Consider the following 26,202-nt stretch of genomic DNA (forward strand, 5'->3'; position numbering starts at 1 on the left):
CACCCGGCCGACGTCCCCGCCCGGCCGGGCAGTCCCCCCCGGCCGCACGGGTGCGCGGGACCCGTACAGCGCCTACGACCGGTCCGGCCGGGCACTGATCGCGTCCCGCGCGGTCACCACCGTTCGCCCCCGGCCGTCTGCCGCCGCTGACCACCTGTCAGCGTCCGACGCCGCCGACGCCGGTCACCGGGGAACCCTCGCCCCCGGAAGACCCCGGTGATCAGGGGACTCCCGGGACTCCCCGTTCCCGGAGGGCCCGGTCATCAGGCCCGCCACCGCGGGACCACGGTGCCTCGGGCCGCCGCCCACCGGGCCGCCCCGGCCTGCGGGGAACGCGTCCGGGCGCCCCGGGGACCGGGACCCCCGGTCACCGTGCCGCGCCCACCAGTCGCTCCACCGCCGTCTCCCGCTCCAGCATCGTCCGCAGCGGTCCCTCCTCGGCGGCGAGTTCCGCGTACGTCCCGCGCTGCGCCACCCGGCCGCCCTCCAGGACGACCACCTCGTCGACGGCGTGCAGACCCGCCAGCCGGTGGGTGATCAGCAGCGTCGTGCGGCCCTCCGTGGCGGCCAGCAGATCGGCGGTGAGCGCGTCGGCGGTCGGCAGGTCCAGGTGCTCGGCGGGTTCGTCGAGGACGAGGACGGGGAAGTCCGCCAGCAGTGCCCGGGCCAGCGCCAACCGCTGCCGCTGGCCCCCCGAGAGCCGGGCGCCGTGCTCCCCGACCAGGGTGTCGAGGCCGTCGGGCAGTCCGTCGGCCCACTCCAGCAGCCGGACGCGGGCCAGCACGTCGCGCAGGTCCGCCTCGGTGGCGTCCTTCCGGGCCAGCAGCAGGTTCTCGCGCACCGAGCTGTCGAAGAGGTGCGCGTCCTGGGCGCACAACCCGACCATCCGCCGTACGTCGTCCCCGGCCAGAGCACGGGCGTCCACCCCGGCCAGGGTGTAGGAACCGGCGTCCGGGTCCAGGAACCGGAGCATGACCTGGGCCAGGGTGGTCTTCCCCGATCCTGACGGCCCGACCACGGCGACGCGGCGGCCCTCGGCCAGGGTCAGCCCGAGTCCCGCCAGCGCGTCCCGGTCCTGCCCGGGGTGGCGCGCGGTCAGCCCCTCGACGACGAGCGGGAACGGGGAGGCGGGCGCCTGCCGCGGCCGGGCGGGCTCCGCCACCGGTTCGGGCGCGTCCAGGACCTCGTGGACGCGCTCGGCGCTCCTGCGCACCCGCTGCCGGTACTGCACCGCCAGCGGCAGGCCGAGGACGGCCTCGAAGGCGGCCAGCGGGGTGAGGATCACGACGGCCAGGGCCACCCCGGCGAGCCGCCCCTCGGCGACCGCCGCCGCCCCGACGAGCGCCGCGCCCGCGACGGTCAGTCCGGAGACCAGCGCGGTGAGTCCGTCGCCCAGGGCGGTGGCGGTGGCGGTGCGCGAGGCGATCCGGGTGAGGGTGCCGTCGGCGCGCCGGGCCTCGGCCGACCGGGCCGGCAGGGCCCCGGCGACGGTCAGTTCGGCGGTGCCGGTGAGCAGATCGGTCACCCGGGTGGCGAGCACGCCCCGGGCGGGGGCCAGCCTGCGCTCGGCCCGCCGGGCCACGGCGGCGGTCACCAGCGGCACACCGGCCCCGGCGGCCAGCAGCCCGGCCGCGAGCACGGCACCGGCCGCCGGGAGCAGCCAGGCCGTGAAGCCGACCGTCATCGCCGAGACGGCCACCGCGGCCCCGGCCGGGAGCAGCCAGCGCAGCCAGTAGTCCTGGAGGGCGTCCACGTCGGTGACCAGCCGGGAGAGCAGATCGCCCCGGCGGCTGCGGCGCAGCCCGGCGGGGGCCAGCCGCTCCAGCCGCCGGTGGACGGCGACGCGGGTGTCGGCCAGCATCCGCAGCACGGCGTCGTGCGAGACGAGCCGCTCGGCGTAGCGGAACACGGAGCGCCCGATGCCGAAGGCCCGGGTCGCGGTCACGGCCACCATCAGGTACAGCACCGGCGGCTGCTCGGAGGCCCGCGAGATCAGCCAGCCCGACGTGGCCATCAGCCCGACGGCGCTGCCGAGGGCGAGGCTGCCGAGCAGCAGGGCGAGGACGAGCCGTCCGCGCCGGGCACCGGACATCGCCCGTACCCGGGCCAGCGTCCCGGCCCGGGCCGTACCGTTGGGCTCCGGGGCCGACGGGACGCCCTGGGCGACCTGGGCGGCCTGGGCGACGGGGGCATCGCCCGGAACGGAGTCGGCGGATGGCACCCGCGGCGCTCCGGCGGCGGGCGGGGCCGCCGGTTCCGGTGCGGCGGTGCGCGGTGCCGGGGCCAGGGTCGGGGCCGGAGCCGGGGTCTCCAGCCGGACCACCCGGTCGGCCACCTCCAGCAGCGCCGGGCGGTGCACCACGAGCAGCACCGTCCGCCCCGCGGCCAGCCTGCGCACGGCGGCCACGACCTCCGCCTCGGTGGCGCCGTCCAGGGCGGCGGTCGGCTCGTCCAGCAGAAGGACCGGCCGGTCCGCGAGGAAGGCCCGGGCGAGCGCCAGCCGCTGCCGCTGTCCGGCCGACAGTCCGGCGCCGTCCTCTCCCAGCATCGTGGCCGCGCCGTCGGGCAGGGCATCCACGAACCCGAGCGCACCGGCGTCCCTCAGCGCCCTCCGTACGGCGGTGTCGTCCGCGTCCGGCCGGGCCAGCCGGACGTTCTCGGCGATGGTCCCGGCGTACAGATGCGGGCGCTGCGGTACCCAGGCGATCCGGGCGTGCCACTGCTCGGGGTCGAGGTCGGCGAGATCGGTGCCGCCGACGCGGACCCGCCCGGCCGTGGGGCGGACGAAGCCCAGCAGGGCGGCGAGGAGGGTCGACTTGCCCGCGCCGCTGGGCCCGACCAGGGCGACCGTCTCCCCGGGGGCGACGGTCAGGCTCAGCTCCGTCACGGCGTCCGTGGTGCGGCCGGGGTAGCGGACCGTCAGCCCCTCGACGGACAGGGCGCCGTGCGCCGGTACCGGGCGGGTGCCGGGCTCGGGCGCGGGCGTCTCCAGGACTTCGAAGATCTCCTCGGCGGCGGCCAGCCCCTCGGCCGCCGCGTGGTACTGGGCGCCCACCTGGCGCAGCGGCAGATAGGCCTCGGGGGCCAGCACCAGCACGACCAGCCCGTCGTACAGGTCCATGTCGCCGTGGACCAGGCGCATGCCGATGGTGACGGCGACCAGGGCCACGGAGAGCGTGGCGAGCAGTTCGAGGGCGAAGGAGGAGAGGAAGGCGATCCGGAGGGTCCGCATGGTCGCCCTGCGGTACTCGCCGGTGATGCGCTTGATTGACTCGGCCTGCGCCTTGGCCCGGCCGAACACCTTCAGCGTCGGCAGCCCGGCGACGACGTCCAGGAAGTGCCCCGACAGCCGGGAGAGCAGTCGCCACTGCCGGTCCATGTGGGACTGGGTGGCCCAGCCGATCAGCATCATGAAGACCGGGATGAGCGGCAGGGTGGCGACGATGATCGCGGCGGAGACCCAGTCCTCGGTGACGATCCGGGACAGCACCGCCACCGGGACGACCACCGCGAGCCCCAGTTGGGGCAGATAGCGGGAGAAGTAGTCGTCGAGGGCGTCGATGCCCCGGGTGGCCAGGGCGACCAGTGAACCGGTCCGCCGGCCGCTCAGCCAGCCGGGGCCGAGCGCGGTCGCCCGTTCCAGCAGACGGCCGCGCAGCTCCGACTTCACGGCCGCGCTCGCCCGGTGGGCGGCCAGCTCGGTGAGCCAGCCGACCAGTCCCCGGCCGCAGGCGACGGCCACCAGCAGCAGCAACGGGGTGCGGAGGCCGCCGGTGGTGGTGCCGTGCTGGAAGGCACCCACCACCACCTCGGCGATGAGCATCGCCTGGGCGACGACCAGCCCGGCCCCGACCGCGCCCAGGGCGACGATCGCCACCAGGAACAGCCGGGTGGCACGGGCGTGGCGCAGCAGACGGGGATCGATCGGTTTCACGTGAAACAGGCCCTCAGTGTGCGGGTTCCGCGAGGTGCTGGGTGCCGATCCGCTTGCGGAACACCCAGTAGGTCCACCCCTGGTAGAGCAGGACGACCGGCGTGGCGATCACGGCCAGCCACGTCATGATCTTCAGCGTGTACGGACTGGACGAGGCGTTGGTGACCGTGAGGCTCCAGGCCGGGTCCAGCGTCGACGGCATGACGTTCGGGAAGAGCGACAGGAAGAGCATCGTCACGGCGGCCACGATGGTGATGCCGGAGAGGGCGAAGGACCATCCCTCGCGCCCGGCCCGGTTCGCCACCAGGGCGGCGACCAGGGCGATTACGGCCACGACCATCGCGACCAGGCTCTTGGCGTTGCCGTTGTCGGCCTGGGTCCAGATCAGGAAGACCAGGGCCAGGACGGCCGTGACCAGTCCCGTGCGCTGGGCCAGCGTCCGCGCCCGCTCCCGGATGTCGCCGACGGTCTTGAGCGCGGTGAACACCGTTCCGTGGAAGGTGAACAGCGTCAGCGTGACCAGGCCGCCGAGCAGGGCGTACGGGTTCAGCAGGTCCCAGACGTCGCCGACGTACTCCAGATCGCGGTCGATCTTCACCCCGCGCACGATGTTGCCGAAGGCGACGCCCCAGAGGAAGGCCGGGATCAGGGAGGTCCAGAAGATCGCGCTCTCCCAGTTGCGCTGCCAGCGCTCCTCGGGCCGCTTCGCCCGGTACTCGAAGGCGACGCCGCGGACGATCAGACAGAGCAGGATGACCAGCAGGGGCAGGTAGAAGCCGGAGAAGAGCGTGGCGTACCACTCGGGGAAGGCGGCGAAGGTCGCGCCGCCCGCCGTGAGCAGCCACACCTCGTTGCCGTCCCACACGGGGCCGATGGTGTTGATCAGCACCCGCTTCTCGGCCCGGTCCCGGGCGAGCAGCCGGGTGAGCACACCGACCCCGAAGTCGAAGCCCTCCAGGAAGAAGTAGCCGATCCACAGGACGGCGATCAGGACGAACCAGACGTCGTGCAGTTCCATGACTGTGCAGCTCCCTCGGCCTAGTACGAGAAGGCCATCGGCTTGTCGGCGTCACGGGAGTCGCCGCCGATCTTCGTGGGCGGGTTGAGGTCGGCCTCGGTCAGTTCGGGCGGGCCCGCCTTGACGTACTTGACGAGGAGCTTGACCTCGATGACGGCAAGGACGGCGTACAGCAGGGTGAAGGCGGACATCGAGGCGATGACCTCGGCCTGCGAGACACCGGGGGAGACCGCGTCCTTGGTCTGCATCACCCCGAAGACGACCCAGGGCTGCCGGCCCATCTCGGTGAAGATCCAGCCCCAGGAGTTGGCGATCAGCGGGAAGGCGATCGTCCAGACCGCGAGCAGCCAGTACAGGCGGGTGAGCCTCGACCCGAGCGGCTTCTTGAAGAGCACCAGGTGCGGGACCTCGTCCTCGCCGGTGCGCTGGGCGGGCGGCAGCAGGAACCGCTTCCGGGTGAGCCACAGGCCCAGCAGTCCGATCGAGAAGGACGCCATGCCGAAGCCGATCATCCAGCGGAAGCCCCAGTAGGCGACGGGAATGATGGGCTTGTAGTCGCCGGGGCCGTACTTCTCCTGAAGCGCCTTGTTGGTGTCGTTGATGCCGGGCACGTAGGAGGAGAAGTCGCTGTGGGCGAGGAAGGACAGCAGTCCCGGGATCTCCAGGGCGACCTCGTTGTGCCCCTTGTCGACGTCCCCGTAGGCGAAGACGGAGAAGGGCGCCGGCTTCTCGCCGTCCCAGAGGGCCTCGGCGGCGGCCATCTTCATGGGCTGCTGCTCGTACATGACCTTGCCGAGGGTGTCGCCGCTGACCGCGGTCAGCAGACCGCCGACGGCGAGCGTGACCAGGCCGAGCCGGAGGGAGGTGCGCATCACCGGGATGTGCTTCTTGCGCATCAGGTGGAAGGCGGCGATGCCCACCATGAAGGCACCACCCGTCAGGAAGGCTGCCGAGAAGCTGTGGAAGACCTGGTTGAGCGTGGTGTTCTGGGTGAGGACCAGCCAGAAGTCGGTGAGTTCGGCACGGCCCTTCTCCGCGTTGATGCGGTAGCCGACCGGGTGCTGCATCCAGGAGTTGGCCGCGAGGATGAAGTACGCCGACAGCAGGGTGCCGACCGAGACGATCCAGATGCAGGCGAGATGGATCCTCTTCGGCAGCTTGTCCCAGCCGAAGATCCACAGGCCGATGAAGGTCGACTCGAAGAAGAAGGCGAGCAGCGCCTCGAAGGCGAGCGGCGCGCCGAAGATGTCACCGACGAAGCGGGAGTAGTCGGACCAGTTCATGCCGAACTGGAACTCCTGCACGATGCCGGTGACGACACCCATGGCAATGTTGATCAGGAAGAGCTTCCCCCAGAACTTGGTGGCCCTGAGGTACTTCTCCTTGCCAGTGCGGACCCAGGCGGTCTGGAGGCCGGCCGTGAGGGCCGACAGCGAGATCGTCAGCGGGACGAAGAGGAAGTGGTAGACGGTGGTGATGCCGAACTGCCATCGAGCCAGCGTCTCTGGTGCCAAGGCCATGTCCACGTCGTCGGTCTCCTTACATCGCCGTGGTCGCGGCAGTTCTACGCGTGTACGTCCCTACCCATTCCTGAGCAAACACGACGCGCTTGTGAACGCGTTCACATTCACAAGCAATTATGACCTACTGCTTTTCGCCACCGACAGGGGGGTCCCCTGTGACGTCAACCCCTTCGCGCGGGGAGATCCACCGCGTCCTCCGCGACCGGCGCCGCACGCCCCGCCCGACCCCGCGCGACGGGAAGAAGCACCCTCGCGGGCGCGGCGCGGGCACCCCCGAAGGCAGCCGGAGAAACCTCGCCGCAGGTCCTGTCCGGGCCCGGCGGATGGTCGCGGGCGGAGGACCGTCCCGTCGGCGGACCCGCGTGGACGTGACGGACCTCACCGCACGGCGGAATCCGGACACGACGAAGCCCGGGGCCGTGGCCGACGCCACGACCCCGGGCCCGATCCGATCCCGTCCCGTCCGACCCGATCCCGACCCGTCCGGTCCGATCCGATCCTGCCCGGTCCGGTCGCGCCGGGGTCACGCCTCCTGGGGGAACTCCGCCGTCGCCTTGAGGAAGATGTCGTTGGCCTCGGTCTCCCCGATGGTCACCCGCACGCCCTCGCCCGCGAACGGCCGCACGACGACCCCGGCCCGCTCGCACGCCTCCGCGAAGGCGACCGAGCGCTCGCCCAGCCGCAGCCACACGAAGTTCGCCTGGGTCTCCGGCACGGTCCAGCCCTGCGCACGCAGCGCGTCGGCCACCCGGGCGCGCTCGCCCACCAGCGTGCCGACCCGGCCGATCAGCTCGTCCTCGGCGCGCAGCGAGGCGATCGCCGCCTCCTGGGCGATGTGGCTCACACCGAAGGGAACCGCCGTCTTGCGCAGCGCCGCCGCCACCGGCTCGTGCGCGATCGCGAATCCGACCCGCAGCCCGGCGAGCCCGTACGCCTTGGAGAAGGTGCGCAGCACGCAGACGTTGGGGCGGTCGCGGTAGAGCTCCACGCCGTCCGGCACCTCGGGATCGCGGATGAACTCCCGGTAGGCCTCGTCCAGGACCACGAGCACATCGGCCGGCACCCGGTCGAGGAACCGCTCCAGCTCGGCCCGCCGCACGACCGTTCCGGTCGGGTTGTTGGGGTTGCAGACGAAGATCAGGCGGGTGCGCTCGGTGATCGCCGCCGCCATCGCGTCCAGGTCGTGCACGTCGTCCGGCGTCAGCGGCACCTGGACCGAGGTCGCGCCGCTGATCCGGGTGATGATCGGGTACGCCTCGAAGGACCGCCAGGCGTAGATCACCTCGTCGCCGGGTCCGGCGGTGGCCTGGATGAGCTGCTGGGCCACGCCGACCGAGCCGGTGCCGGTGGCCAGATGGGAGACGGGGACGCCGAACCGTTCCGCCAGCTCGTTCATCAGCCCCGTACAGGCCATGTCCGGGTAGCGGTTGAAGGCCGAGGCAGCCGCCGTCACCTTCTCCATCACGCCGGGGAGCGGCGGGTAGGGGTTCTCGTTGGAGGACAGCTTGTAGGCCACCGGCCCGCCGGCCGCGGCGGGCTTGCCCGGCTTGTAGGTGGGAACGCCTTCCAGCTCGGCACGCAGCTTGGGGCTCGTCTCGCTCACCGCAGTCCTCCTCATGAACCACCACCGGCATCGAATACTGCTCACCTTATGAGGATTCGGCGCCGCTGCGTAGGGCCGCGGAGCGGGGAGAGCGGGCCGCGTCCGTCACACGGGCATCACGGTCATCAGCGGACAAGGCGCACGATTTGGGGGGCGCGTCGTACATATATCTACGCGCCGGTGGCTTGCGCCGTGGCGCGCGTCCCCCGTGAAGGTGAGTTGAGACCTCTTCGCAACATCGTCCCCTCGGCAGGCGCGCGGACGCCGACACGTAACGTCCTGGGGTATAGATGGCCAACAAGCTTGTTTTCGAAGGGAGTTAATAAGAAATGACCATGCAGAAACGTGCCTCTCGCCGGGCGCATATGCGTCCGCCCTACCCCACCTCATGAGCCCTACTATCGGCACGCCATGACAGCAGCAGGGAAGCACCAGGTGAGCCGCACGGAAACCTCACGCCGAGGCAGCCGGCCGGGCCGGGCGGGCATCAGGGACGTGGCCGCCGCCGCCGGAGTCTCCATCACCACCGTCTCCGACGCCCTCAACGGCAAGGGCAGGCTCCCGGACGCCACCCGCCGCCATGTCCGCGAGGTCGCCGACCGACTGGGCTACCGGCCCTCGGCCGCCGCCCGCACACTCCGCACCGGCAAGTCGGGGCTCATCGGCCTGACCGTGACGACGTACGGGGATGAACCTTTCACCTTCACCGAGTTCGCGTACTTCGCGGAGATGGCGCGCGCCGCCACCTCCGCCGCGCTCGCCCGCGGCTACGCCCTCGTGATCCTCCCGGCCACCTCCCGGCACGACGTGTGGTCCAACGTCGCGCTGGACGGCACCGTCGTCATCGATCCCTCGGACCAGGACCCGGTCGTCGGCGAACTGGTCCGCCAGGGCTTACCGGTGGTCTCGGACGGCCGACCCGCCGGCAGCCTGCCGGTCACCGCCTGGGTCGACAACGACCACGAGGCCGCGGTGCTCGGCATCCTCGACCACCTGGCCGACGCGGGCGCCCGCCGCATCGGCCTGCTCACCGGCACCACCACGGACACGTACACCCACCTGTCGACCACCGCGTACCTGCGCTGGTGCGAGCGGGTCGGCCAGGACCCCGTCTACGAGGCCTACCCGGCGCACGACCCGTGCGCGGGCGCCGTCGCCGCCGACCGGCTGCTGGCCCGCCCCGACCGGCCCGACGCCGTCTACGGCCTGTTCGACCCGAACGGCACCGATCTGCTCGCCGCCGCCCGCCGCTACGGGCTGCGCGTCCCCGAGGACCTGCTGCTGGTCTGCTGCAGCGAGTCCATGGTCTACGCCAACACCGAGCCGGCCATCACCACCCTGTCGCTCAAGCCGCGCCGGATCGGCACGGCGGTGGTGCAGCTCCTCATCGACGCCATCGAGGGCCTGGAGTCCGACCAGCCGGTCGAGCAGGTGATACCGACCGAGCTGATCGTGCGCACCTCGTCGCAGCGCCGCTCCCCGCGCACGACGGTCAGCCCCCCGCGCTCCCCCGAGGGCCAGTAGGGGGTGGGGTGCCGGACCACCCGCGGGGGACGCGGAGCGGCGATCCCCCCGGGGCCGCCGGGGCGCACCGCGGGAGGGACGGCGCCCCCACGCCCCCCACACCCCCGCGCCTCCCCGGCGCGCCGGGCGGCACCCGGGACGCACCGGCACCCGGGCCGACCGGCGTCCGGGCCGGAACACCCCGGGTCGTGCTGCGGCGCCCGGCGGCACACGGCCTCCGCGCGGTGTGCCGCCGGGGCCGGGCGGACCGTCCGGGCGACGCGGGGCACACGGCCCCACTCCGTGTCCGGCACCGCCCGCCGCTCCCCGGGGCGCCCGGTGGGCGCACGGCGGCATTGCCCGGAGCGGGCGAAAAAGCAAGGCCACGACCGAGGGAAAAAGATCGGGCCAATCGGGGCGAAAGCCCCGGTGAACCGGAGCGCCGCCCCGATTCACCACCCCAGGGTCATCACACAGCGCGATTCGCATTCCTATGATGGGCCCACGACACCGAGGGCCGCTGCGACCAGGCAGTCCGAACCGGTGCAGACGCGGCGCGATGGTGGAGGGGTCGATGACTCAGGGGGCCGGTCAGGGACCCGAGGTGGAACGCACGGCGACCGTGCGCGACTTCCGGGTGCCCGCGTACGTCCACGACAGCGCTCCGTACGCCTCCGCCGGCACCCCCCCGGCCGAGCCCGCCCCGCCCGCCGCGGACGCCTACCCGGAGGGGTACACCCCGACCCAGCGCGATCTGCCCGTCATCCGCCGGGGTGACACGGTCCAGGTGACCATCGAGCCCGAACCCGCCCCGGCCGCCCCGCCCGCCACCGGCCAGGGCCCGCTGTACGTCGTCGGGGACGTGCACGGCTACCTCGACGAGCTGGTCGCCGCCCTGCGGGAGCAGGACCTCGTCGACGCCTCGGGCACCTGGTGCGCGGGCACCGCCCGGCTCTGGTTCCTCGGGGACTTCACCGACCGCGGGCCCGACGGCATCGGTGTCATCGACCTCGTGATGCGGCTCTCCGCCGAGGCCGCCGCCGCCGGCGGCTACTGCAAGGCCCTGATGGGCAACCACGAACTGCTGCTGCTCGGTGCCAAGCGCTTCGGCGACACGCCGGTCAGCTCCGGCGCGGGCACCGCCACCTTCCAGGCGGCCTGGCTGCTCAACGGCGGCCAGAAGACTGACATGGACCGCCTCCAGGACCACCACCTGCAGTGGATGGCCCGTCTCGACGCCCTGGAGGAGGTAGACGACCACCTCCTGGTGCACTCCGACACCCTCACCTACCTCGACTACGGGCGCTCCATCGAAGAGGTCAACGACACCGTGCGGGAGACCCTGACCCGCAATGACGTGGAGGAGGTCTGGGACCTGTTCCGCAAGCTGACCAAGCGCTTCTCCTTCCGCGACGAGGGCGGCGCCGACGCCGTCCGCTCGCTGCTGGACACCTACGGCGGCACGCGCGTCGTCCACGGGCACAGCCCCATCCCGTACCTGCTGGGCGAGGTCGGCTCCGAGGACGGCGAGGACGACAACCGCACCGTGGTCGAGGGCCCCCACGTCTACGCGGACGGGCTGGCCATCGCGATGGACGGCGGCGTGACGATGGCGGGGAAACTGCTGGTCCAGCAACTGCCGCTGGAAGACTGAGCGTTCACCGCGTCTCCGGCCCGCCGACGCGCCCGTGCGGGACGGCACCCAATTTCGGTAAACCCCCTGTCACCGCGCACCGTCACCGCTCTACCATCGGATTATCCGTAGCAGGCTCCCCTCCGTTTCTGCCCGACGGCTCGTTCCCATGCGAGCCCCAAGCCCTACGGAGCATCGGGGGATGCAGATGAACAGCGTTCCGCAGCACCTGTCGCGCGAGGACCGCCAGGAGTACGAGCGGGTCCTCGACGAGGCGCTGCGCTCCGCACCACACCGTCCGGAGCTGTCCGGGATCGGACAGCGGTACACCAGCCAGCAACTGCGCACCCTGGCCCTCGCCGCCACCGTGGCCATCACGGAGGCGGCGGCCGCCGAGTACCAGCACTACGTGAAGGTCCGCGAGGCCCTGCGCCACCCGGCGCCGCAGGGCCTCGCGCCGTCCGGGCCCACCGCGTCCGGCCCGGAGGGGCGGGGCGCTGACGCGGCGGGGCTCGCCGCCTCGGTGGGCGAGGCCGCCGGAGCGGGCGCCGTCGCCGTGATCGCCGTCCTGACGCCCGTCCTGGCCGGCACCGCCGCCACGATCTTCCTGATCGTCGGCTTCCTGCTGAAGGCGTTCGCCCCGGAGCGGGCCTTCGCGCGGACCATGCTCACCATGGGGTGGTTCTTCGGCGCGGTCACCGTGGTCGCGATCCTGGTGGCCGCTGCCGGCCTGCTGATCACCGCGCTGCGCAACCGGCCCTCCGCCGAGTCCGGCCGCGGCGGGCCCGACGAGGAGGTGGCGCTGGCACGGGATGCCTGGCACGACGCCCTGCTCCACCGGGGCATCCTGCCGTTCCTGCGGGACAGGCTGGCCGGTGCGGGGGCGCCGGCCGTTCCCCGCACGGGCCCGGCGGCACCGGCGGGCCGCATGCCGCACCTGGGGTACGGGAGGCCGGGGTTCAGCAGCCCGGGGGACGGCCCCGCGGCCGGGTCCCGCCCCAGCTACTCCAGTCCGGACTACTCCAGCCCGGACTTCGGCGGGCCGGACCACCAGCCGGAATAGCCACCGGCCGGGGCGGGCGGCCTCACAGGATGCCCGCCCGGCCGGCGGCGGCGATCCAGGAGGGGAACTCGGACAGCAGCCGGTCGTACAGCTCCGGGTCGGGGACGGTCCCGATGTCGTCGACGGCGAAGAAGCCGACGTTGTCGACGCGTCGGCCGGGCAGGGTGTCAAAACGCTCCAGCACCCCGTACTGGGCCCGGCCCAGGCCCACGAACTGCCAGAAGACCGGTTCCTCCACGGCCTCGCGCAGCTCCCGCTCGATCTCGCCGTCGCGGTAGACGCCGCCGTCGGAGAAGAAGAGCACCAGGGTGGGCACCGGCGCGGGGTTGTCCCGGACGAAGGCGCGCACCTCGGCGATCACCTTCTGCTCCTCGTTCTGGATGCCGACGTCCCGCATGTCGACCTGTCCCTCCAGCAGCGACTTCCTGCGCCCCCGGCGGCGGAACAGACCGATCTCCCCCACCCGCACGTGCAGGCGCAGCCAGTCCGGCAGCTCGCCCAGGCGGAGATCGGGCAGCCGGGCCGGGTTCGAGGCGAAGGTCCACGCCTGCATCTCGCCGTCGTCGTCCAGTTGCGCGGCCACGGCGGCCATCCGCTCGACCACGTCGGCCACGACGCCCTTGGCGTAGAGGGAGGCCATGGAACCGGAGGCGTCGAGGACCAGTACCACCCGGGCGGTGACGCCGGCCGCGCCGTGTTTGCGCAGGCTGACGGCGACCTGCTCCTTGCGCAGGGACAGCCGCTTGCGCATGTCCACGGGCAGGCGCTCCTCCCCCTTGGTGAGCCGGGGGCCGGAGCCGGGCGCGGCGGCGACGGGAGCGGCGGAGGCCGGCGGCCCGGACCTCGGGGGTCCCGGGGCGTACGGCGAAGCCGGTGGGGGCGCGGCGGCGGCCGGCGCGGGGGACGGGGCGAAGCCCGGGGGTGCGGGCGGCAGGGGAGGAGCCGGAGGAACGGTGGGTGCGGGAGACGTGGTCGCGGTGGGGACGGCCACCGTGGGCGCCGGGGGTGCGGCGGGCGGGGCGGTCGGAACGGGCGGGACGAGCGGGACGAGCGGGACGTCGGGCGGGGGAGCGTCGTCGACCGTGATCCCGAAGTCGGTGGCCAGACCCGCGAGTCCGCTGGCGTAGCCCTGCCCCACCGCGCGGAACCTCCACCGGCCCTGGCGCCGGTACAGTTCGCCGGCCACCAGCGCGGTCTCCGTGGCGGCGGCGATGTCGAAGCGGGCCAGCTCGGCCCCGGTGCCCGCGTCCCTCAGCCGCAGGGACAGCAGGGGCACCTGCCCGAAGGTCCCGCCGTCGGCCGAGGCGCACAGCAGCACCCGCTCGACGGCAGGTTCCAGGGCACCCAGGTCCACCTCGACGGTGTCGGCACTGGTGCCGGGCCCGTCCTGGCGGCCCAGTCGGCGTACCGCCCCGGAGGTGTGGCGCGGCTGGTTGTGGAAGACGAAGTCGCCGTCGTCCCGCACCCGTCCCGCCGAGGTGAGCAGCAGCGCCGACGCGTCGACCTCGGGAACGCCCGGCCCGGCCGAACGGACCAGCTCGGCCCGCACGGCGGGGGAGTCGACGGCGAGATTGGCGCCCTTGCTCAGGGAAGTGGCTGTCATGCGCCCAGTCTGCCGAGCCGGACCCGGGCGGACCAGGGACGGGACCACGCCCGACGGCCGGCCACAGCCCCGGGGCACCGGTGACGACAGAGGCCCCGCAACCGGTCGGGTCGCCGTGCCGTCCCCTCCGGCGGAAGGGGCGGCACGGCGGACGGCCGTCACCGGAGGCGCCGCACGCCGCGCGTCACGGCAACCGTCACGGGCGGTCCGACCTGCCCCGCGAAGCAGGTGACGACAGGACACCGACGGCTGATCCGGAGCGTCAGCCGGCCGGAGCGCGGGCCCGGAGCTCCGGCCGACCGGCGCCGGCCCGGAGCGTCAGTCGGCCAGCGGGAGGTACACGCGGTTGCCGCCCGCGGCGAACTCCTTCGACTTCCGCAGCATCCCCTCGGCGATCTCCTCGGCCGAGGCGCCCTCGGCCGACGCACCTCCGAACCGCTCCGTGATGCTCTGGCTGATCTTCATCGAGCAGAACTTCGGCCCGCACATCGAGCAGAAGTGGGCGGTCTTGGCGGGCTCCGCCGGCAGCGTCTCGTCGTGGAACTCCCGTGCCGTGTCCGGGTCGAGGGCCAGGTTAAACTGGTCCTCCCACCGGAACTCGAACCGCGCGTCCGACAGCGCGTCGTCCCACTCCTGCGCGCCCGGATGCCCCTTGGCCAGGTCGGCGGCGTGCGCGGCGATCTTGTAGGTGATCACGCCGGTCTTGACGTCGTCGCGGTTGGGCAGGCCCAGATGCTCCTTGGGCGTGACGTAGCAGAGCATGGCGGTGCCCCACCACGCGATCATCGCGGCTCCGATGCCGGAGGTGATGTGGTCGTACGCCGGTGCGATGTCCGTGGTCAGCGGACCGAGCGTGTAGAACGGCGCCTCCTCGCAGATCTCCTGCTGGAGGTCGATGTTCTCCTTGATCTTGTGCATCGGGACATGTCCCGGGCCCTCGATCATGGTCTGCACCTGATGGCGCTTGGCGATGGTGTTGAGCTCACCGAGCGTGCGCAGCTCGGCGAACTGCGCCTCGTCGTTGGCGTCGGCGATGGAGCCGGGCCGCAGACCGTCGCCGAGGGAGTACGTCACGTCGTAGGAGGCGAGGATCTCGCACAGTTCCTCGAAGTGCTCGTAGAGGAAGGACTCCTTGTGGTGCGCCAGACACCAGGCCGCCATGATCGAGCCGCCGCGCGAGACGATTCCGGTCTTGCGGTTCGCCGTCAGCGGCACGTACGCGAGACGGACGCCCGCGTGGACGGTCATGTAGTCCACGCCCTGCTCGGCCTGCTCGATGACGGTGTCCTTGTAGATCTCCCAGCTCAGCTCCTCGGCCCGGCCGTCGACCTTCTCCAGGGCCTGGTAGAGCGGCACGGTGCCGATGGGGACGGGGGAGTTGCGCAGCACCCACTCACGGGTGGTGTGGATGTTGCGGCCGGTGGAGAGGTCCATGACCGTGTCGGCGCCCCAGCGGGTCGCCCAGGTCATCTTCTCCACCTCCTCCTCGATGGAGGAGGTCACCGCCGAGTTGCCGATGTTGGCGTTGACCTTCACCAGGAACCGCTTACCGATGATCATCGGCTCGATCTCCGGGTGGTTGATGTTGGCCGGCAGCACGGCACGGCCCGCCGCAATCTCCTCCCGGACCACCTCGGGTGCCACGTTCTCCCGGACGGCCACGTACTCCATCTCGGGCGTGATCTCGCCCCGGCGGGCGTATGCGAGCTGCGTCACCGCCCGTCCTTCGCGGCCCCGGCGCGGCTGGCGGGGGCGGCCCGGGAAGACCGCGTCCAGGTTGCGCAGTCCCCCGCGCGGCGAGGTGTGCTTGATCCCGTCGTCCTCGGGGCGGACCGGGCGGCCCGCGTATTCCTCGGTGTCGCCGCGGGCGGTGATCCAGTTCTCCCGCAGCGGCTCCAGGCCCCGGCGGACATCCGTCTCGACGAGGGGGTCGGTGTACGGGCCCGAGGTGTCGTACAGCGTGACCGACTTCCCGTTGGTGAGGTGCACCTGACGGACCGGCACCCGCAGATCGGGGCGCGAGCCCTCGACATACGCCTTGTGCCAGCCGATGGACTTCCCGTTCTCCGCGGTCGTCTCCCGAGCGGACGGCCCCTGCTGGGCGGCGTCCCGCGTGGAGTCCTGCGTGGAGGCAGGCGTGCGCGCGTCCTTGATGGTCATGAGACCTATCTCCCTACGCCGGCATTACCCGGTAACAGGTTCGGCGGTCGACGCAGCGGTGTCCGTCCGTCGACGTTTCATGTGAAACATCGCTGGGACGGAGGTCAGCGCCCTCTCAGCCCGGTGCTCCGAGCTCCCGCGTGTACAAAGGTGCCTCCACGCTAGCGCCCCTTCGGGCGCGGTGACCAGAGGGGCCCCTTCGCTCTTGCGATGATCGGTCGGTGACCAGGACGCGACACCCCTCAGACCCGGGCCGCACGGCGACCGCCGACGACACGGCGGACCATGGACACGCACCGGGGCGGGCCGACACCCCCGGCCAGGAGCACGTCCGGGACCACAGACACGGGCAGACGCACGGCACCGGCCACGGTCATGGGCACAGTCACAGCCATGGCCCGGCGGCGCCGGTCTCCCGGCATCTGCGCAAGGTCATCGCGGCGGTGCTCATCCCGTTCACCGCCGCGGTGCTCGTCGGACTCATGGCGCTCTGGCCGGCCGGGACGCCCGCCCACCAGCACACCGGCGTCGGCTTCGACCGGCAGACGCAGCAGGCCACGGTGACCGCTCTGGAGAGCCTGGGCTGCGCCTCCGTCGGCACCCCGGGTGGCGCCCCGGCCGGTGACACCGCCGCCGCGCCGGACTCCTCACCCGCCCGGGAGGAGAAGGGTCTCTGCAAACGGGCCACGATCCGTGTCGACACCGGCGGGGACAAGGGCCGTACGTTCACGGAGACCGTACGGCCGGACCAGACTCGGCAGTTGCACCTGGGCCAGCGGGTGGTCGTCGCCCATGTGCCCACCGCACCGCACGACCTGCAGTACTCGGTGATCGACGTCGACCGGCGGCTGCCCCTGTCCCTGCTCGCCGGGATCTTCGCGCTGGCCGTGGTGGTGGTCGGCCGGCTCCGGGGGCTGATGGCACTGGTCTCCCTGGCCATCAGCTTCCTGCTGCTGAACTTCTTCATCCTGCCCGCGATCCTCCAGGGGGCGAACCCTCTGCTGGTCGCGGTGATCGGGTCCAGCGCCATCATGCTGATCGCGCTGTACCTGTGCCACGGCCTGTCGGCCCGCACCTCGGTCGCGGTCCTGGGCACGCTGGCCTCACTGCTGCTGATCGGGGTGCTGGGCTCCCTGTTCATCGGCTGGGCCGCCCTCACGGGCAACACCGACGACAGCACCGGTCTCATCCACGGGCTGTACCCGGCGATCGACATGAGCGGTCTGCTGCTCGCCGGGGTCATCATCGGATCGCTCGGCGTCCTCGACGACGTGACGGTGACCCAGACCTCGGCGGTATGGGAACTGCACGAGGCCAACCCCGCGCTGGGCTGGCGGGCGCTGTACCGGGCGGGCATCCGCATCGGCCGCGACCACATCGCGTCGGTCGTCAACACCCTCGTCCTCGCCTACGCGGGTGCCGCGCTGCCCCTGCTGCTGCTGTTCTCGGTCGCGCAGAGCAGCGTGGGGGTGGTCGCCAACAGCGAACTGGTCGCGGAGGAGATCGTCCGCACGCTGGTCGGGTCGATCGGCCTCGTGGCCTCGGTGCCGGTGACCACGGCTCTCGCGGCCATGGTCGTCTCGGCCGACCGGACGGCCGCCGGACCCGCCGCGGGCGTCCGCGCGGCGGGGCGGGGACGGAGCGGACGGGGCCGGCGCCGCAAGCGCTGACCCCGGCCGCCGTACCGGGTGCCGCCCGGAGCGGGGCGCCGTCGTGCCCCGGGTGTCACGGCGGCAGCCGTAACGGTTCAGCCGGCGCTCTGCTCCTCGGCCAGGATGCGGTCCAGGGCCTCGTCCAGGTGCGTGTCCAGATTGGCGAGCGCCCCCTCCTGCCCCAGGGGAACCAGCTTGTCCGTGCGGTCGAGGAAGGCCACCAGCGGTGCCGCCGACGAACGGAACAGCGCCTGGTCGCTGCCGACCTGAAGCCGGATCATCACCTCGGCCAGCGGCTCCGGGTCGACGGGCGCGATCCGCACGTCTCCGTCACCGCACGGCATGCCCACGCCGTCCACCAACAGCTCCCGGCCGAAGGCCCAGGTCACCGGGGCGTCCCCGGGAAGGTGGAAGGTCAGCCGTACGGCATACGGATCACGGGTCTCATAGCGCAGTTCCACCGGGATGCGGAACGAGAGCTCCTCGGACACGAGAAAACTCATCATGACCTCTGCCTGTACCGACTCGCCCATTGCCTACCCCGTCATTCGCCGTCGACTGGCCGGGAATCAAACCTCTTACACAACCTCTTACACTGGAGGCATCTTGCTGAACGTACACACCAGATCACAAGGAGTTAGTTTTCACATAGTGATAGAGAGTGCGAGCGACCCCAGCAGTCGGCCCAGTTCATGCTGCAGTCGCTGTGCCGTGGGCAGCAGTCGGTCGGCCTGGTGCACGGGCAGGGAGATGGCCACCGAGGCGATCGTGGCCCCCACCGTGACCGGGAGGGCCGCGCAGACCGTGCCCAGGGCGTACTCCTGCCGCTCCGTCACCGTCGCCGCCCGTTCGAGGCGTTCCAGCCGGTCCAGCAGGGCGCGGTCGTCACGCACCGTGTACGGAGTCAGCGGGTGGACCGGATGCCGGGCCAGGTGATCGCGCCGCGCGTCCCGGTCCAGTCGCGACAGGAGGCACTGCCCGATGGCGTGCGCGTGTCCCGTCTCACGGAAGTCGGCCCGCTCCGCGACCGCGGGACGGGCGGGGGTCTCCGAGACGCAGACGACATCGATCTCACCGTCGCGGTACACGGCGTAGTACACCGGCACACCGATCGCGTCGCGCCAGTTGGCGAGCATCTCGGCGATCGTGCCGCGACGTTTCTGCACTGCTCCGCCGCTGCTCAGCCGCTCGACGGCGTCCCCCAGGAAGAACAGGCCCTTGTCTCGCCGTAGATACCCCTCGTGCACCAGGGTGCGCAGCAGGTGGTAGGCGGTGGGCAGCGCCAGCCCCGTCTCCCGGGCGAGTTGTTTGGCGGGGGCGCCGTAGGGGTGGCCGGCGACGCATTCCAGGAGGCGCATGGCGCGCTGCACGGAGCCGATGAGGGTCGCGGGCTGCGGGGAGGGCGCCCCGGGCTTCGGCGATGACATCTGGGGCTGCACGGGGAGCGCGTGCACCGGAACGCCTGCTGTGTCGGCCGTGACCAAGGGTGACTCCCGGAACGCGAGGTGGGCGGCCCGTGCTCAGCGCACGGAACGGAGTACGCCGCTCGCGGGGTCGCCCCCGCGCGGAGTTCCGGACTCTAACCTTCGGTCACCGTTCCCGTACCCACTGTCGGAGAAACTTCCCCCTCGCGAGGGAACCGGTGGTGGTCACCGCCACCGGTGTCCCCCGGGGTTCACCAGCCGCCGCCCGACGAGCTCGACATGAAGCGGCGGACGATGTAGACCAGACCGCCGACGAGGGCGACGAAGATCAGCACCTTGAAGAGCAGCCCGACCACGAAGCCGACCACGCTGGCGATCAGCCCACCGAACACGAGCAGCGCGATGACCGGCACCGCGACCCACTTCACCCACCACGGCAGTCCCGTGAAGATCTCTCGCATCGCCCTCGTCCTTACCTCTCCGCCCGCGCGCGTGCCGGGTCCGTCGGTGTCCCGGCGGCCCGATGGGCCCGGGATGCCGGGAATCCTCTGATTCCCCGCACCATCGATGCTATGGCCAGGGCCGCCCCGATGGGACTCCCGCACCCCTTGTCTCCCCCTGACCCGTCCCCTAGGGGGCGTCCGGTGACACGGCGGTGGGTGCGCGGACCGGGTGCGCGGGGCGGGCGGGGCGCCTCCGCGGACCGGTGCCGGACACCTTCCCAGGGGATTCCCGGGTCCGCCGGAGGTCCCCGGACCGGCCTCAGCCCTCGGGCGGCGAGAACACCACCAGCACCTTCAGGTCCTCGCTGATGTGGTGGAACTTGTGCGGCACCCCGGCCGGCACGTACACCACACTGCCCCTGGCCACCTCGGTGGTCTCCGTCCCGACGGTGATCGCGGCCCGGCCGCTCACCACGAAGTACACCTCGTCCTGCTGGTGCGGCTGCTGCGGGTCGGCCGTGCCCGCGTCCAGGGCGTAGAGCCCGACCGACATGTTCCGCTCCCGCAGGAACTGCAGATAGGCGCCGTCGTTGGCGGCACGCTCCGCCTCCAGTTCGTCCAGCCGGAATGCCTTCATCGCCTTGTCCGTCCCTGCCTCACGGTTCATTTCCGATCGTGTCTGCCACGATCAGACACATGAAGAATTTCGTAGTCAAGACGATCGCCAACGCGGGGGCCCTGGCCGTCGCCGTATGGCTGCTGGACAAGATCACCCTGACCGGCGGCAGCACCGGGAAGAAGGCGGGGACGCTGATCCTGGTCGCCGTGGTCTTCGGCCTGGTGAACCTCCTGGTGAAGCCCGTCGTCCAGGTGCTGACCTTCCCGCTGTTCATCCTGACCCTCGGCCTGTTCACGCTGATCGTCAACGCCCTCATGCTGCTGCTCACCTCCTGGCTGGCCGACAAGCTCGACCTGAGCTTCCACGTGGAGGGCTTCTGGACAGCCGTGCTGGGCGGTCTGATCATCTCGATCGTCTCCTGGGCCCTGAACGCGTTCCTGCCCGACGAGGGCTGAGGAAGATGACCTACCGCGTCTGTTTCGTCTGCACGGGCAACATCTGCCGCTCCCCGATGGCCGAGGCCGTCTTCCGCGCGCGGGTCGAGGAGGCCGGGCTGGAGGACCTGATCACCGCCGACAGCGCCGGAACGGGGGGCTGGCACGAGGGCGAAGGCGCCGACCCGCGCACCGTGGCCGTCCTGGAGGAGAACGGCTACCGCCCGGAACACACGGCCCGGCAGTTCCAGCCGTCCTGGTTCTCCCGCCTCGACCTGGTCGTCGCGCTCGACGCGAGCCATCTCGAGGCCCTGCGGCGGCTCGCCCCCACGGAGCGGGACGCGGCCAAGATCCGGCTGCTGCGCTCCTACGACCCCGACGCAGGTGACCCCGACGTGCCGGACCCGTACTACGGCGGCACGGAGGGTTTCGAGGAGTGCCTCACGATGGTGGAGGCGGCGAGCACCCCGCTGCTCGCCGCCGTACGCGAACAACTGGAGGGGCGAGCGGCATGAACGATTCGGCCGCCGGTGGCGGAGCCGTCCCGGCAGGGGGCCCCGTGGCCCCCGGGCCCGGTGAGGGCACCCGCGCGGTGCGCGCGGGGTTGCCCGAGCCCGTCGCCTACGAACCGACCCTGCCCGGACCCGTGTTCGCCGCCCACTTCCACCTCCCGGGCGAGCCCACCGGCCCTTACACCTACGGACGGCACGAGAACCCGACGTGGACCCGGCTTGAGGACGCCATCGGCGAACTGGAAGCTCCCGGGCGGGACGACGTCACCGCGCTCGTGTTCCCCTCGGGCATGGCGGCGATCACCTCCGTCCTGTTCTCCCAGGTGCGCTCCGGTGACGCAGTCGTGCTGCCCGACGACGGCTACCAGGCACTCCCCCAGGTGCGGGCCCGGCTGGAGGCGTACGGAGTCGAGGTCCGCACCGCGCCGACCGGCGGGGACGCCCAGCTCGGCGTCCTGGAGGGGGCGAAGCTGCTCTGGATCGAGACGCCGTCCAACCCCGGGCTCGACGTCTGCGACATCCGGCGGCTCGCCGACGCGGCGCACACGGGAGGCGCCCTGGTCGCCGTCGACAACACGCTGGCCACGCCCCTCGGCCAGCGTCCGCTGGAGCTGGGCGCGGACTTCGTCGTCGCCAGCGGCACCAAGCAGCTCACCGGTCACGGTGACGTCCTGCTGGGCTATGTCGCCGGGCCCCGGAGCGGCCCCATGGAGGCCGTGGGGGACTGGCGCAAGGTCATGGGCACCATTCCGGGGCCCATGGAGGCATGGCTCGCCCACCGGTCCATCTCCACGCTCCAGATGCGGGTGGAGAGGCAGAACGCCACCGCGCTGAGCGTCGCGGAGACACTGCGTGAGCACCCCGACGTGACGGGACTGCGCTACCCGGGACTGCCCGACGACGCCTCCCACGAGATCGCCTCCCGCCAGATGCGCGGCTACGGCTGCGTCGTGTCGTTCACGCTGCCCTCCCGGGCGCGCGCCGAGCGGTTTCTCGGCGCGCTGCGGCTCGTGGACGAGGCGACGAGCTTCGGCGGGCTGCGCTCGACGGCCGAGCGGCGCGGACGCTGGGGTGGTGACGCGGTGCCCGAGGGCTTCATCCGCCTCTCTGTGGGTGCCGAGGACTCCGGGGATCTGGTGGCCGATCTGCTGCGTGCCCTGGAGGAGTCGGCGCGCTGATCCCTCCGCCCCCTCCGCCACGACCGGCTCGCGAGCACGGACAGGCGCCTCGCGGGGAACGGTTCGAGCCTGCCTCAGGGCTGGGACCGCCCCCGCGAGACCGGGTGAACAACGGCTCGGGCATGTCCGGTTGACCGGGCGTCAACGCCTGTCGGCCCTTCGGTCAGCAGCCAGCGACGGACCCGGGGATCGGCACGGTGAGCGGCCGGACGGCGCGCGAGGATAAGGCGCGCCCCGTGGCCCCGGTCCCACTGCGGCCTCCGGTGATCGCGACCGATGACGGCGCCCGATGTTTCACGTGGAACCAGCCGGGCCACATTCCCACCATGACCGTCCGACCCGTGGTCAAGCGCACCGCCCGCGCCGTACTCCTGGCCGGTGACGACCTCATCCTGATCAAGCGCACCAAGCCCGGCGTCGACCCCTACTGGGTCACTCCCGGAGGCGGGGTCGAGCGCGGGGACAGCACCGTCGTCGACGCCCTGCACCGCGAGGTGTACGAGGAACTCGGCGCCAAGATCACCGGCGTGGTCCCCTGCTTCGTCGACACGGTGGAGCACATCGGGGACGACGGCGGCGCGACCGGGGTGAAGGTGCAGCACTTCTTCGTCTGCCGTCTGGAGTCCATGGACACCGCCCTGCGGCACGGCCCCGAGATCGACGAACCGCTCGGTGAGTACGAGATCGTCCGAGTGCCGTTCACCCGGGTGGGAATCGCCTCCGTGCACCTCGTGCCGCTGTCGCTGCGCCACTATCTGGACGGCAACATCGAGGGAGTACGCGCCCTGCACGCCCCCGACCTCGGCTGACCCCCGCATCGCCGGGATGTGGCCAAGAGCTTTCGCGTACTTGGGGAATGAGGTGGACGCGGGCTGTCCCCGTCGGACAGCCTGACCCGCGTGCCGACTCTTTCGCTCGCTTCCCTGCCGATCCGCCGTCTGACCCTCCGCGACCTGGCCCTCTGCGCCGACCTGTCCGAGAACCGGGGGTGGCCGCGTGAGGAACACAAATGGGCCTTCCTCCTCACCGCGGCCCAGGGCTACGGCATCGACGACCCCGAGGGCGGACTCGTGGCCGCCTGCACCGTCACCGAGTACGGCACCCCCGGGCGCCCCGACCTCGCCGCCATCGGCATGGTCCTGGTCGCCGAGCGCCATGCCCGCCAGGGGGTCGGACGGCGGCTGATGCGCCATGTCATGGCGGAGCTGGGCACCACCCCCCTGACCCTGCACGCGACTCCGAAGGGCCGCCCTCTCTACGAGGAACTGGGGTTCAAGACCACCGGCCGGGCGGAGATGGTGCGCGGACACTTCGTCCCGGACCCCATCGGCACCCGGGTCGCCACGCGCCCCGCCACCGCGGAGGACATCGCGGCGGTCCTCCGGCTCGACGGGGAGGTGTTCGGCTCCGACCGCACCCATGTCATCACCCGGCTCCCCGCCTTCGCCGACCATCTGCACGTCGCCGAGGAGGGTGGCCGGATCACCGGCTACGCCGCCGCCTGGCCCAACGTGGACACCCATGTCGTGGGGCCGCTGGTCGCCCGCGACACCGGGACCGCCAAAGCGCTGACGGCCTCCCTCGCGGCGCGCGTCGACCGGCCGCTGCGTACCGACATCGATGCCCGGCACAAGGAACTGCTGGCCTGGGTCAAGGAGCGCGGACTCACGACCGTCGCCGTCAACTCGGTCATGACATACGGGATCACCCGGTTGCCCGGGGACGCGGCGCGGCGCTTCGCTCCGGTGACGGTGGCGGCGGGCTGACCTCCTCCGGCACGGCGACGGCCCGCGCACCGGCCGGACGGACGGCACGGTGGGCGGGCCCACGCATGCTCAGTGGTGGGTGGCCGCCGCCCGGGACCGCACCGGAGAGGCGCCCGCGGCCACCGTGCCGCGTGCGCCGTCGCGCCGTTCGAGGGCGGCGGAGACGACCGCGACGACCAGGGCCGCGGCGGCCAGACCGGCACCGACCCAGTTGGGCGCGGTGTAGCCGTGGCCAGCCGCGATGACGAGGCCTCCGAGCCAGGCGGCCAGGGCGTTGCCCAGGTTGAAGGCGCCGATGTTCAGGGCCGAGGCCAGTGTCGGCGCACCGTGCGCGTGGTCCAGCACGCGCTTCTGCAGCGGCGGGACCGTGGCGAACCCGAAGGCGCCGATCAGGAACACCGTCACGGCCGCCGCGATCCTGTCGTGCGCGGTGAGCGTGAAGAGCGCGAGGACGACGGAGAGCGCGCCCAGGGAGACGTACAGCATCGGCATCAGCGCCCGGTCGGCGAACCGGCCGCCGACGAGGTTGCCGCCGACCATGCCGAGGCCGAAGAGGACCAGCAGCCAGGTCACCGAGGAACCGGCGAAGCCGGCGACATCCGTCATCATCGGCGCGATGTAGGTGATGGCCGCGAAGACGCCGCCGAAACCCAGGACGGTCATCGCCATCGCGAGCAGGACCTGGACGTTGCCGAGGGCCGCCAGTTCGTGCCGCAGCCGCACGCCCCCCGGCCGGGGCAGGTCGGGCACCAGCCTGGCGACCCCGGCCAGCCCGACCACGCCGAGCGCGGCGACGAGGCCGAAGGTGACGCGCCAGCCGGCCGACTGCCCCAGGAACGTACCGAGCGGAACCCCCACGACGTTGGCAGTGGTCAGACCGGTGAACATCATCGCGATCGCCCCGGCCTTCCGCTCCGGGGCGACCAGATCGGCCGCGACGACCGATCCGATGCCGAAGAAGGCCCCGTGGGTCAGCGAGGCGACGATCCGGCCGGCCAGCATGACGCCGAAGGCGGGCGCCAGCGCGGAGAGCAGATTGCCGACGATGAACAGGCCCATCAGCAGCATCAGCATCCGCTTGCGCGGCACTCTGGTGCCGAGCGCGGTCATCAGCGGCGCTCCGAACATCACCCCGAGCGCGTAGCCCGTCACCAGCAGACCCGCGGTGGGGATGGAGACCCCGTAGCTGTTCGCGACCTCAGGCAGCAGGCCCATGATCACGAACTCGGTCGTCCCGATCCCGAAGGCCCCGATCGCGAGGGCCAGAAGCGCCAGAGGCATGGGTGTGCACCTTCTCAAAGATTGCCGTGGCTCATTACTCGCAGGAACAATAATTGCAGACGCGCTCTATGCGCAATCGCGGGCACTTGTGGAGCTGGTCTATCCTGGACGCAGCGACCCGGGAACGGAGGATCGGACCATGACGGCGACGGACCCCGCGCTCACCGCCCTCTCCCAGGGCTGGTGCGCACTCTCCCTGCTCCACGGGAGGATCGAGGCCCGTGTCGAGCGCGCTCTCCAGAGCGGGCACGATCTGAGCGTGCGGGAGTACTCCCTGCTCGACGTGCTCAGTCGGCAGCACGACGGCGACGGGGGGCATCTGCAGATGAAGCAGGTCGCCGACGCCGTGGTCCTCAGTCAGAGCGCCACCACACGCCTGGTCACGCGGCTGGAGGACCGCGGGCTGCTGGAGCGCTATCTGTGCCCCACCGACCGGCGCGGCATCTACACCAACGTCACCCCGGCGGGCCTGACCCTCCTGGAGCAGGCGCGGCCCACCAACGACTCCGCCCTGCGCCGGGCCCTGGACGAAGCGGCCGAGGACCCCGAGCTGGCCCCGCTGGTCCGGGCCGTGGAAGACCTCAAGGCCCCCGTTCCGGGCCGGCCGACCCCGGCATAGGCCAAGGCCGCCCTGCGCGGTGGCACCAAGACCCTCCACCCGGATCGTGCCGCGGGCCGGGCAGGTTCGCACCTCCCTGTGCGGGGCGGAAGACGCCCCAAGGGCTGTCCCATAATCCCCGGTGGATCAGCGCGCGGCGTCAGATGCGGCGCATCGCAAGGCGGAGGGTCGTCCTCATACTGGGCGTATTGGGGCGATCCGACAACACGGCGAGGCGCCGTAGCTGTCGTCGTG

At 72.1% G+C, this 26,202-nt stretch carries 21 protein-coding genes and 1 riboswitch; of the genes, 10 read left to right on the forward strand and 11 right to left on the reverse strand.

Going from position 1 to position 26,202, the window contains the following annotated elements:
• Positions 1 to 367 precede the first annotated feature (367 nt).
• From cydD to hisC, 4 genes are all read right to left on the reverse strand, one after another.
• Complete coding sequence (cydD, locus tag GTY84_RS27280; RefSeq protein ID WP_161229063.1) at positions 368 to 3,934, reverse strand: thiol reductant ABC exporter subunit CydD; 3,567 nt, start codon at positions 3,932 to 3,934, stop codon at positions 368 to 370.
• 13 nt (positions 3,935 to 3,947) lie between these two features.
• On the reverse strand, positions 3,948 to 4,952 hold the full coding sequence (cydB, locus tag GTY84_RS27285; protein ID WP_161229064.1) for a cytochrome d ubiquinol oxidase subunit II: 1,005 nt from the start codon (positions 4,950 to 4,952) through the stop codon (positions 3,948 to 3,950).
• Between the two features lie 20 nt (positions 4,953 to 4,972).
• Entirely contained in the window at positions 4,973 to 6,478 is a 1,506-nt protein-coding gene (locus GTY84_RS27290) for a cytochrome ubiquinol oxidase subunit I (protein WP_161229065.1), read from the reverse strand.
• Positions 6,479 to 6,998: 520 nt separating this feature from the next.
• Entirely contained in the window at positions 6,999 to 8,078 is a 1,080-nt protein-coding gene (gene hisC / locus GTY84_RS27295) for a histidinol-phosphate transaminase (RefSeq protein WP_161229066.1), read from the reverse strand.
• A gap of 411 nt (positions 8,079 to 8,489) precedes the next feature.
• Between hisC and GTY84_RS27300 the strand changes: the two genes are divergently transcribed.
• The 3 genes from GTY84_RS27300 (at position 8,490) to GTY84_RS27310 (ending at position 12,277) form a co-directional block, all read left to right on the forward strand.
• Positions 8,490 to 9,602: a LacI family DNA-binding transcriptional regulator gene (locus GTY84_RS27300; protein ID WP_161229067.1), complete on the forward strand. Its 1,113-nt coding sequence runs from the start codon at positions 8,490 to 8,492 to the stop codon at positions 9,600 to 9,602.
• A 538-nt stretch (positions 9,603 to 10,140) separates the two neighbouring features.
• Entirely contained in the window at positions 10,141 to 11,235 is a 1,095-nt protein-coding gene (locus tag GTY84_RS27305; protein WP_265292129.1) for a metallophosphoesterase, read from the forward strand.
• A gap of 181 nt (positions 11,236 to 11,416) precedes the next feature.
• Complete coding sequence (locus tag GTY84_RS27310) at positions 11,417 to 12,277, forward strand: hypothetical protein (protein ID WP_161229069.1); 861 nt, start codon at positions 11,417 to 11,419, stop codon at positions 12,275 to 12,277.
• A gap of 22 nt (positions 12,278 to 12,299) precedes the next feature.
• Here GTY84_RS27310 and GTY84_RS27315 read toward each other — a convergent pair whose 3' ends face one another.
• Together GTY84_RS27315 and thiC are read right to left on the reverse strand one after the other, a co-directional pair.
• Entirely contained in the window at positions 12,300 to 13,880 is a 1,581-nt protein-coding gene (locus GTY84_RS27315) for a VWA domain-containing protein (RefSeq protein ID WP_161229070.1), read from the reverse strand.
• Positions 13,881 to 14,198: 318 nt separating this feature from the next.
• The gene (gene thiC, locus GTY84_RS27320; RefSeq protein ID WP_161229071.1) at positions 14,199 to 16,040 is read right to left on the reverse strand and encodes a phosphomethylpyrimidine synthase ThiC; all 1,842 of its coding nucleotides are present in this window, start codon (positions 16,038 to 16,040) and stop codon (positions 14,199 to 14,201) included.
• Positions 16,034 to 16,190: riboswitch (TPP riboswitch) on the reverse strand. Its footprint overlaps the gene before it by 7 nt.
• Before the next feature lie 71 nt (positions 16,191 to 16,261).
• On the opposite strand from thiC, the gene GTY84_RS27325 reads away from it, so the two are divergent.
• Positions 16,262 to 17,710, forward strand: coding sequence for a YibE/F family protein (locus GTY84_RS27325; RefSeq protein ID WP_161229072.1), 1,449 nt, complete (start codon positions 16,262 to 16,264; stop codon positions 17,708 to 17,710).
• Positions 17,711 to 17,787: 77 nt separating this feature from the next.
• Here the strand turns inward: GTY84_RS27325 and GTY84_RS27330 are convergent, their stop codons facing one another.
• The 4 genes from GTY84_RS27330 to GTY84_RS27345 all read right to left on the reverse strand — a co-directional run bounded on the left by GTY84_RS27330 (position 17,788) and on the right by GTY84_RS27345 (position 20,196).
• Positions 17,788 to 18,225, reverse strand: coding sequence for an SsgA family sporulation/cell division regulator (locus tag GTY84_RS27330; RefSeq protein WP_161229073.1), 438 nt, complete (start codon positions 18,223 to 18,225; stop codon positions 17,788 to 17,790).
• A 111-nt stretch (positions 18,226 to 18,336) separates the two neighbouring features.
• Positions 18,337 to 19,119, reverse strand: coding sequence for a helix-turn-helix domain-containing protein (locus GTY84_RS27335; protein WP_202551868.1), 783 nt, complete (start codon positions 19,117 to 19,119; stop codon positions 18,337 to 18,339).
• Positions 19,120 to 19,367: 248 nt separating this feature from the next.
• Complete coding sequence (locus GTY84_RS27340; protein ID WP_161229074.1) at positions 19,368 to 19,577, reverse strand: DUF5326 family protein; 210 nt, start codon at positions 19,575 to 19,577, stop codon at positions 19,368 to 19,370.
• Between the two features lie 301 nt (positions 19,578 to 19,878).
• A complete protein-coding gene (locus GTY84_RS27345) occupies positions 19,879 to 20,196 on the reverse strand; it encodes a cupin domain-containing protein (RefSeq protein WP_161229130.1) in 318 nt (105 codons plus the stop codon).
• Between the two features lie 59 nt (positions 20,197 to 20,255).
• Here GTY84_RS27345 and GTY84_RS27350 point away from each other — a divergent pair, with 59 nt between their 5' ends.
• From GTY84_RS27350 to GTY84_RS27370, 5 genes are all read left to right on the forward strand, one after another.
• Complete coding sequence (locus GTY84_RS27350) at positions 20,256 to 20,633, forward strand: phage holin family protein (RefSeq protein ID WP_161229075.1); 378 nt, start codon at positions 20,256 to 20,258, stop codon at positions 20,631 to 20,633.
• Positions 20,634 to 20,638: 5 nt separating this feature from the next.
• The gene (locus tag GTY84_RS27355) at positions 20,639 to 21,127 is read left to right on the forward strand and encodes a low molecular weight protein-tyrosine-phosphatase (protein ID WP_161229076.1); all 489 of its coding nucleotides are present in this window, start codon (positions 20,639 to 20,641) and stop codon (positions 21,125 to 21,127) included.
• Positions 21,124 to 22,302 carry a cystathionine gamma-lyase gene (locus GTY84_RS27360; RefSeq protein ID WP_161229077.1) on the forward strand — a complete coding sequence of 393 codons (1,179 nt, stop codon included), beginning with the start codon at positions 21,124 to 21,126 and terminating at the stop codon, positions 22,300 to 22,302. Before GTY84_RS27355 ends, GTY84_RS27360 begins: the two co-directional genes overlap by 4 nt.
• A 326-nt stretch (positions 22,303 to 22,628) precedes the next feature.
• Complete coding sequence (locus tag GTY84_RS27365; RefSeq protein WP_161229078.1) at positions 22,629 to 23,111, forward strand: NUDIX hydrolase; 483 nt, start codon at positions 22,629 to 22,631, stop codon at positions 23,109 to 23,111.
• A gap of 90 nt (positions 23,112 to 23,201) precedes the next feature.
• On the forward strand, positions 23,202 to 24,068 hold the full coding sequence (locus tag GTY84_RS27370; protein WP_161229079.1) for a GNAT family N-acetyltransferase: 867 nt from the start codon (positions 23,202 to 23,204) through the stop codon (positions 24,066 to 24,068).
• Between the two features lie 69 nt (positions 24,069 to 24,137).
• Here GTY84_RS27370 and GTY84_RS27375 read toward each other — a convergent pair whose 3' ends face one another.
• On the reverse strand, positions 24,138 to 25,349 hold the full coding sequence (locus tag GTY84_RS27375; protein WP_161229080.1) for an MFS transporter: 1,212 nt from the start codon (positions 25,347 to 25,349) through the stop codon (positions 24,138 to 24,140).
• Between the two features lie 139 nt (positions 25,350 to 25,488).
• Between GTY84_RS27375 and GTY84_RS27380 the strand changes: the two genes are divergently transcribed.
• Entirely contained in the window at positions 25,489 to 25,968 is a 480-nt protein-coding gene (locus tag GTY84_RS27380; protein ID WP_161229081.1) for a MarR family transcriptional regulator, read from the forward strand.
• The last annotated feature ends 234 nt before the right edge of the window (positions 25,969 to 26,202 follow it).

Origin of the sequence: Streptomyces sp. SID8352 (genome assembly GCF_009862265.1) — a bacterium.
Classification (GTDB): Bacteria; Actinomycetota; Actinomycetes; order Streptomycetales; family Streptomycetaceae; genus Streptomyces.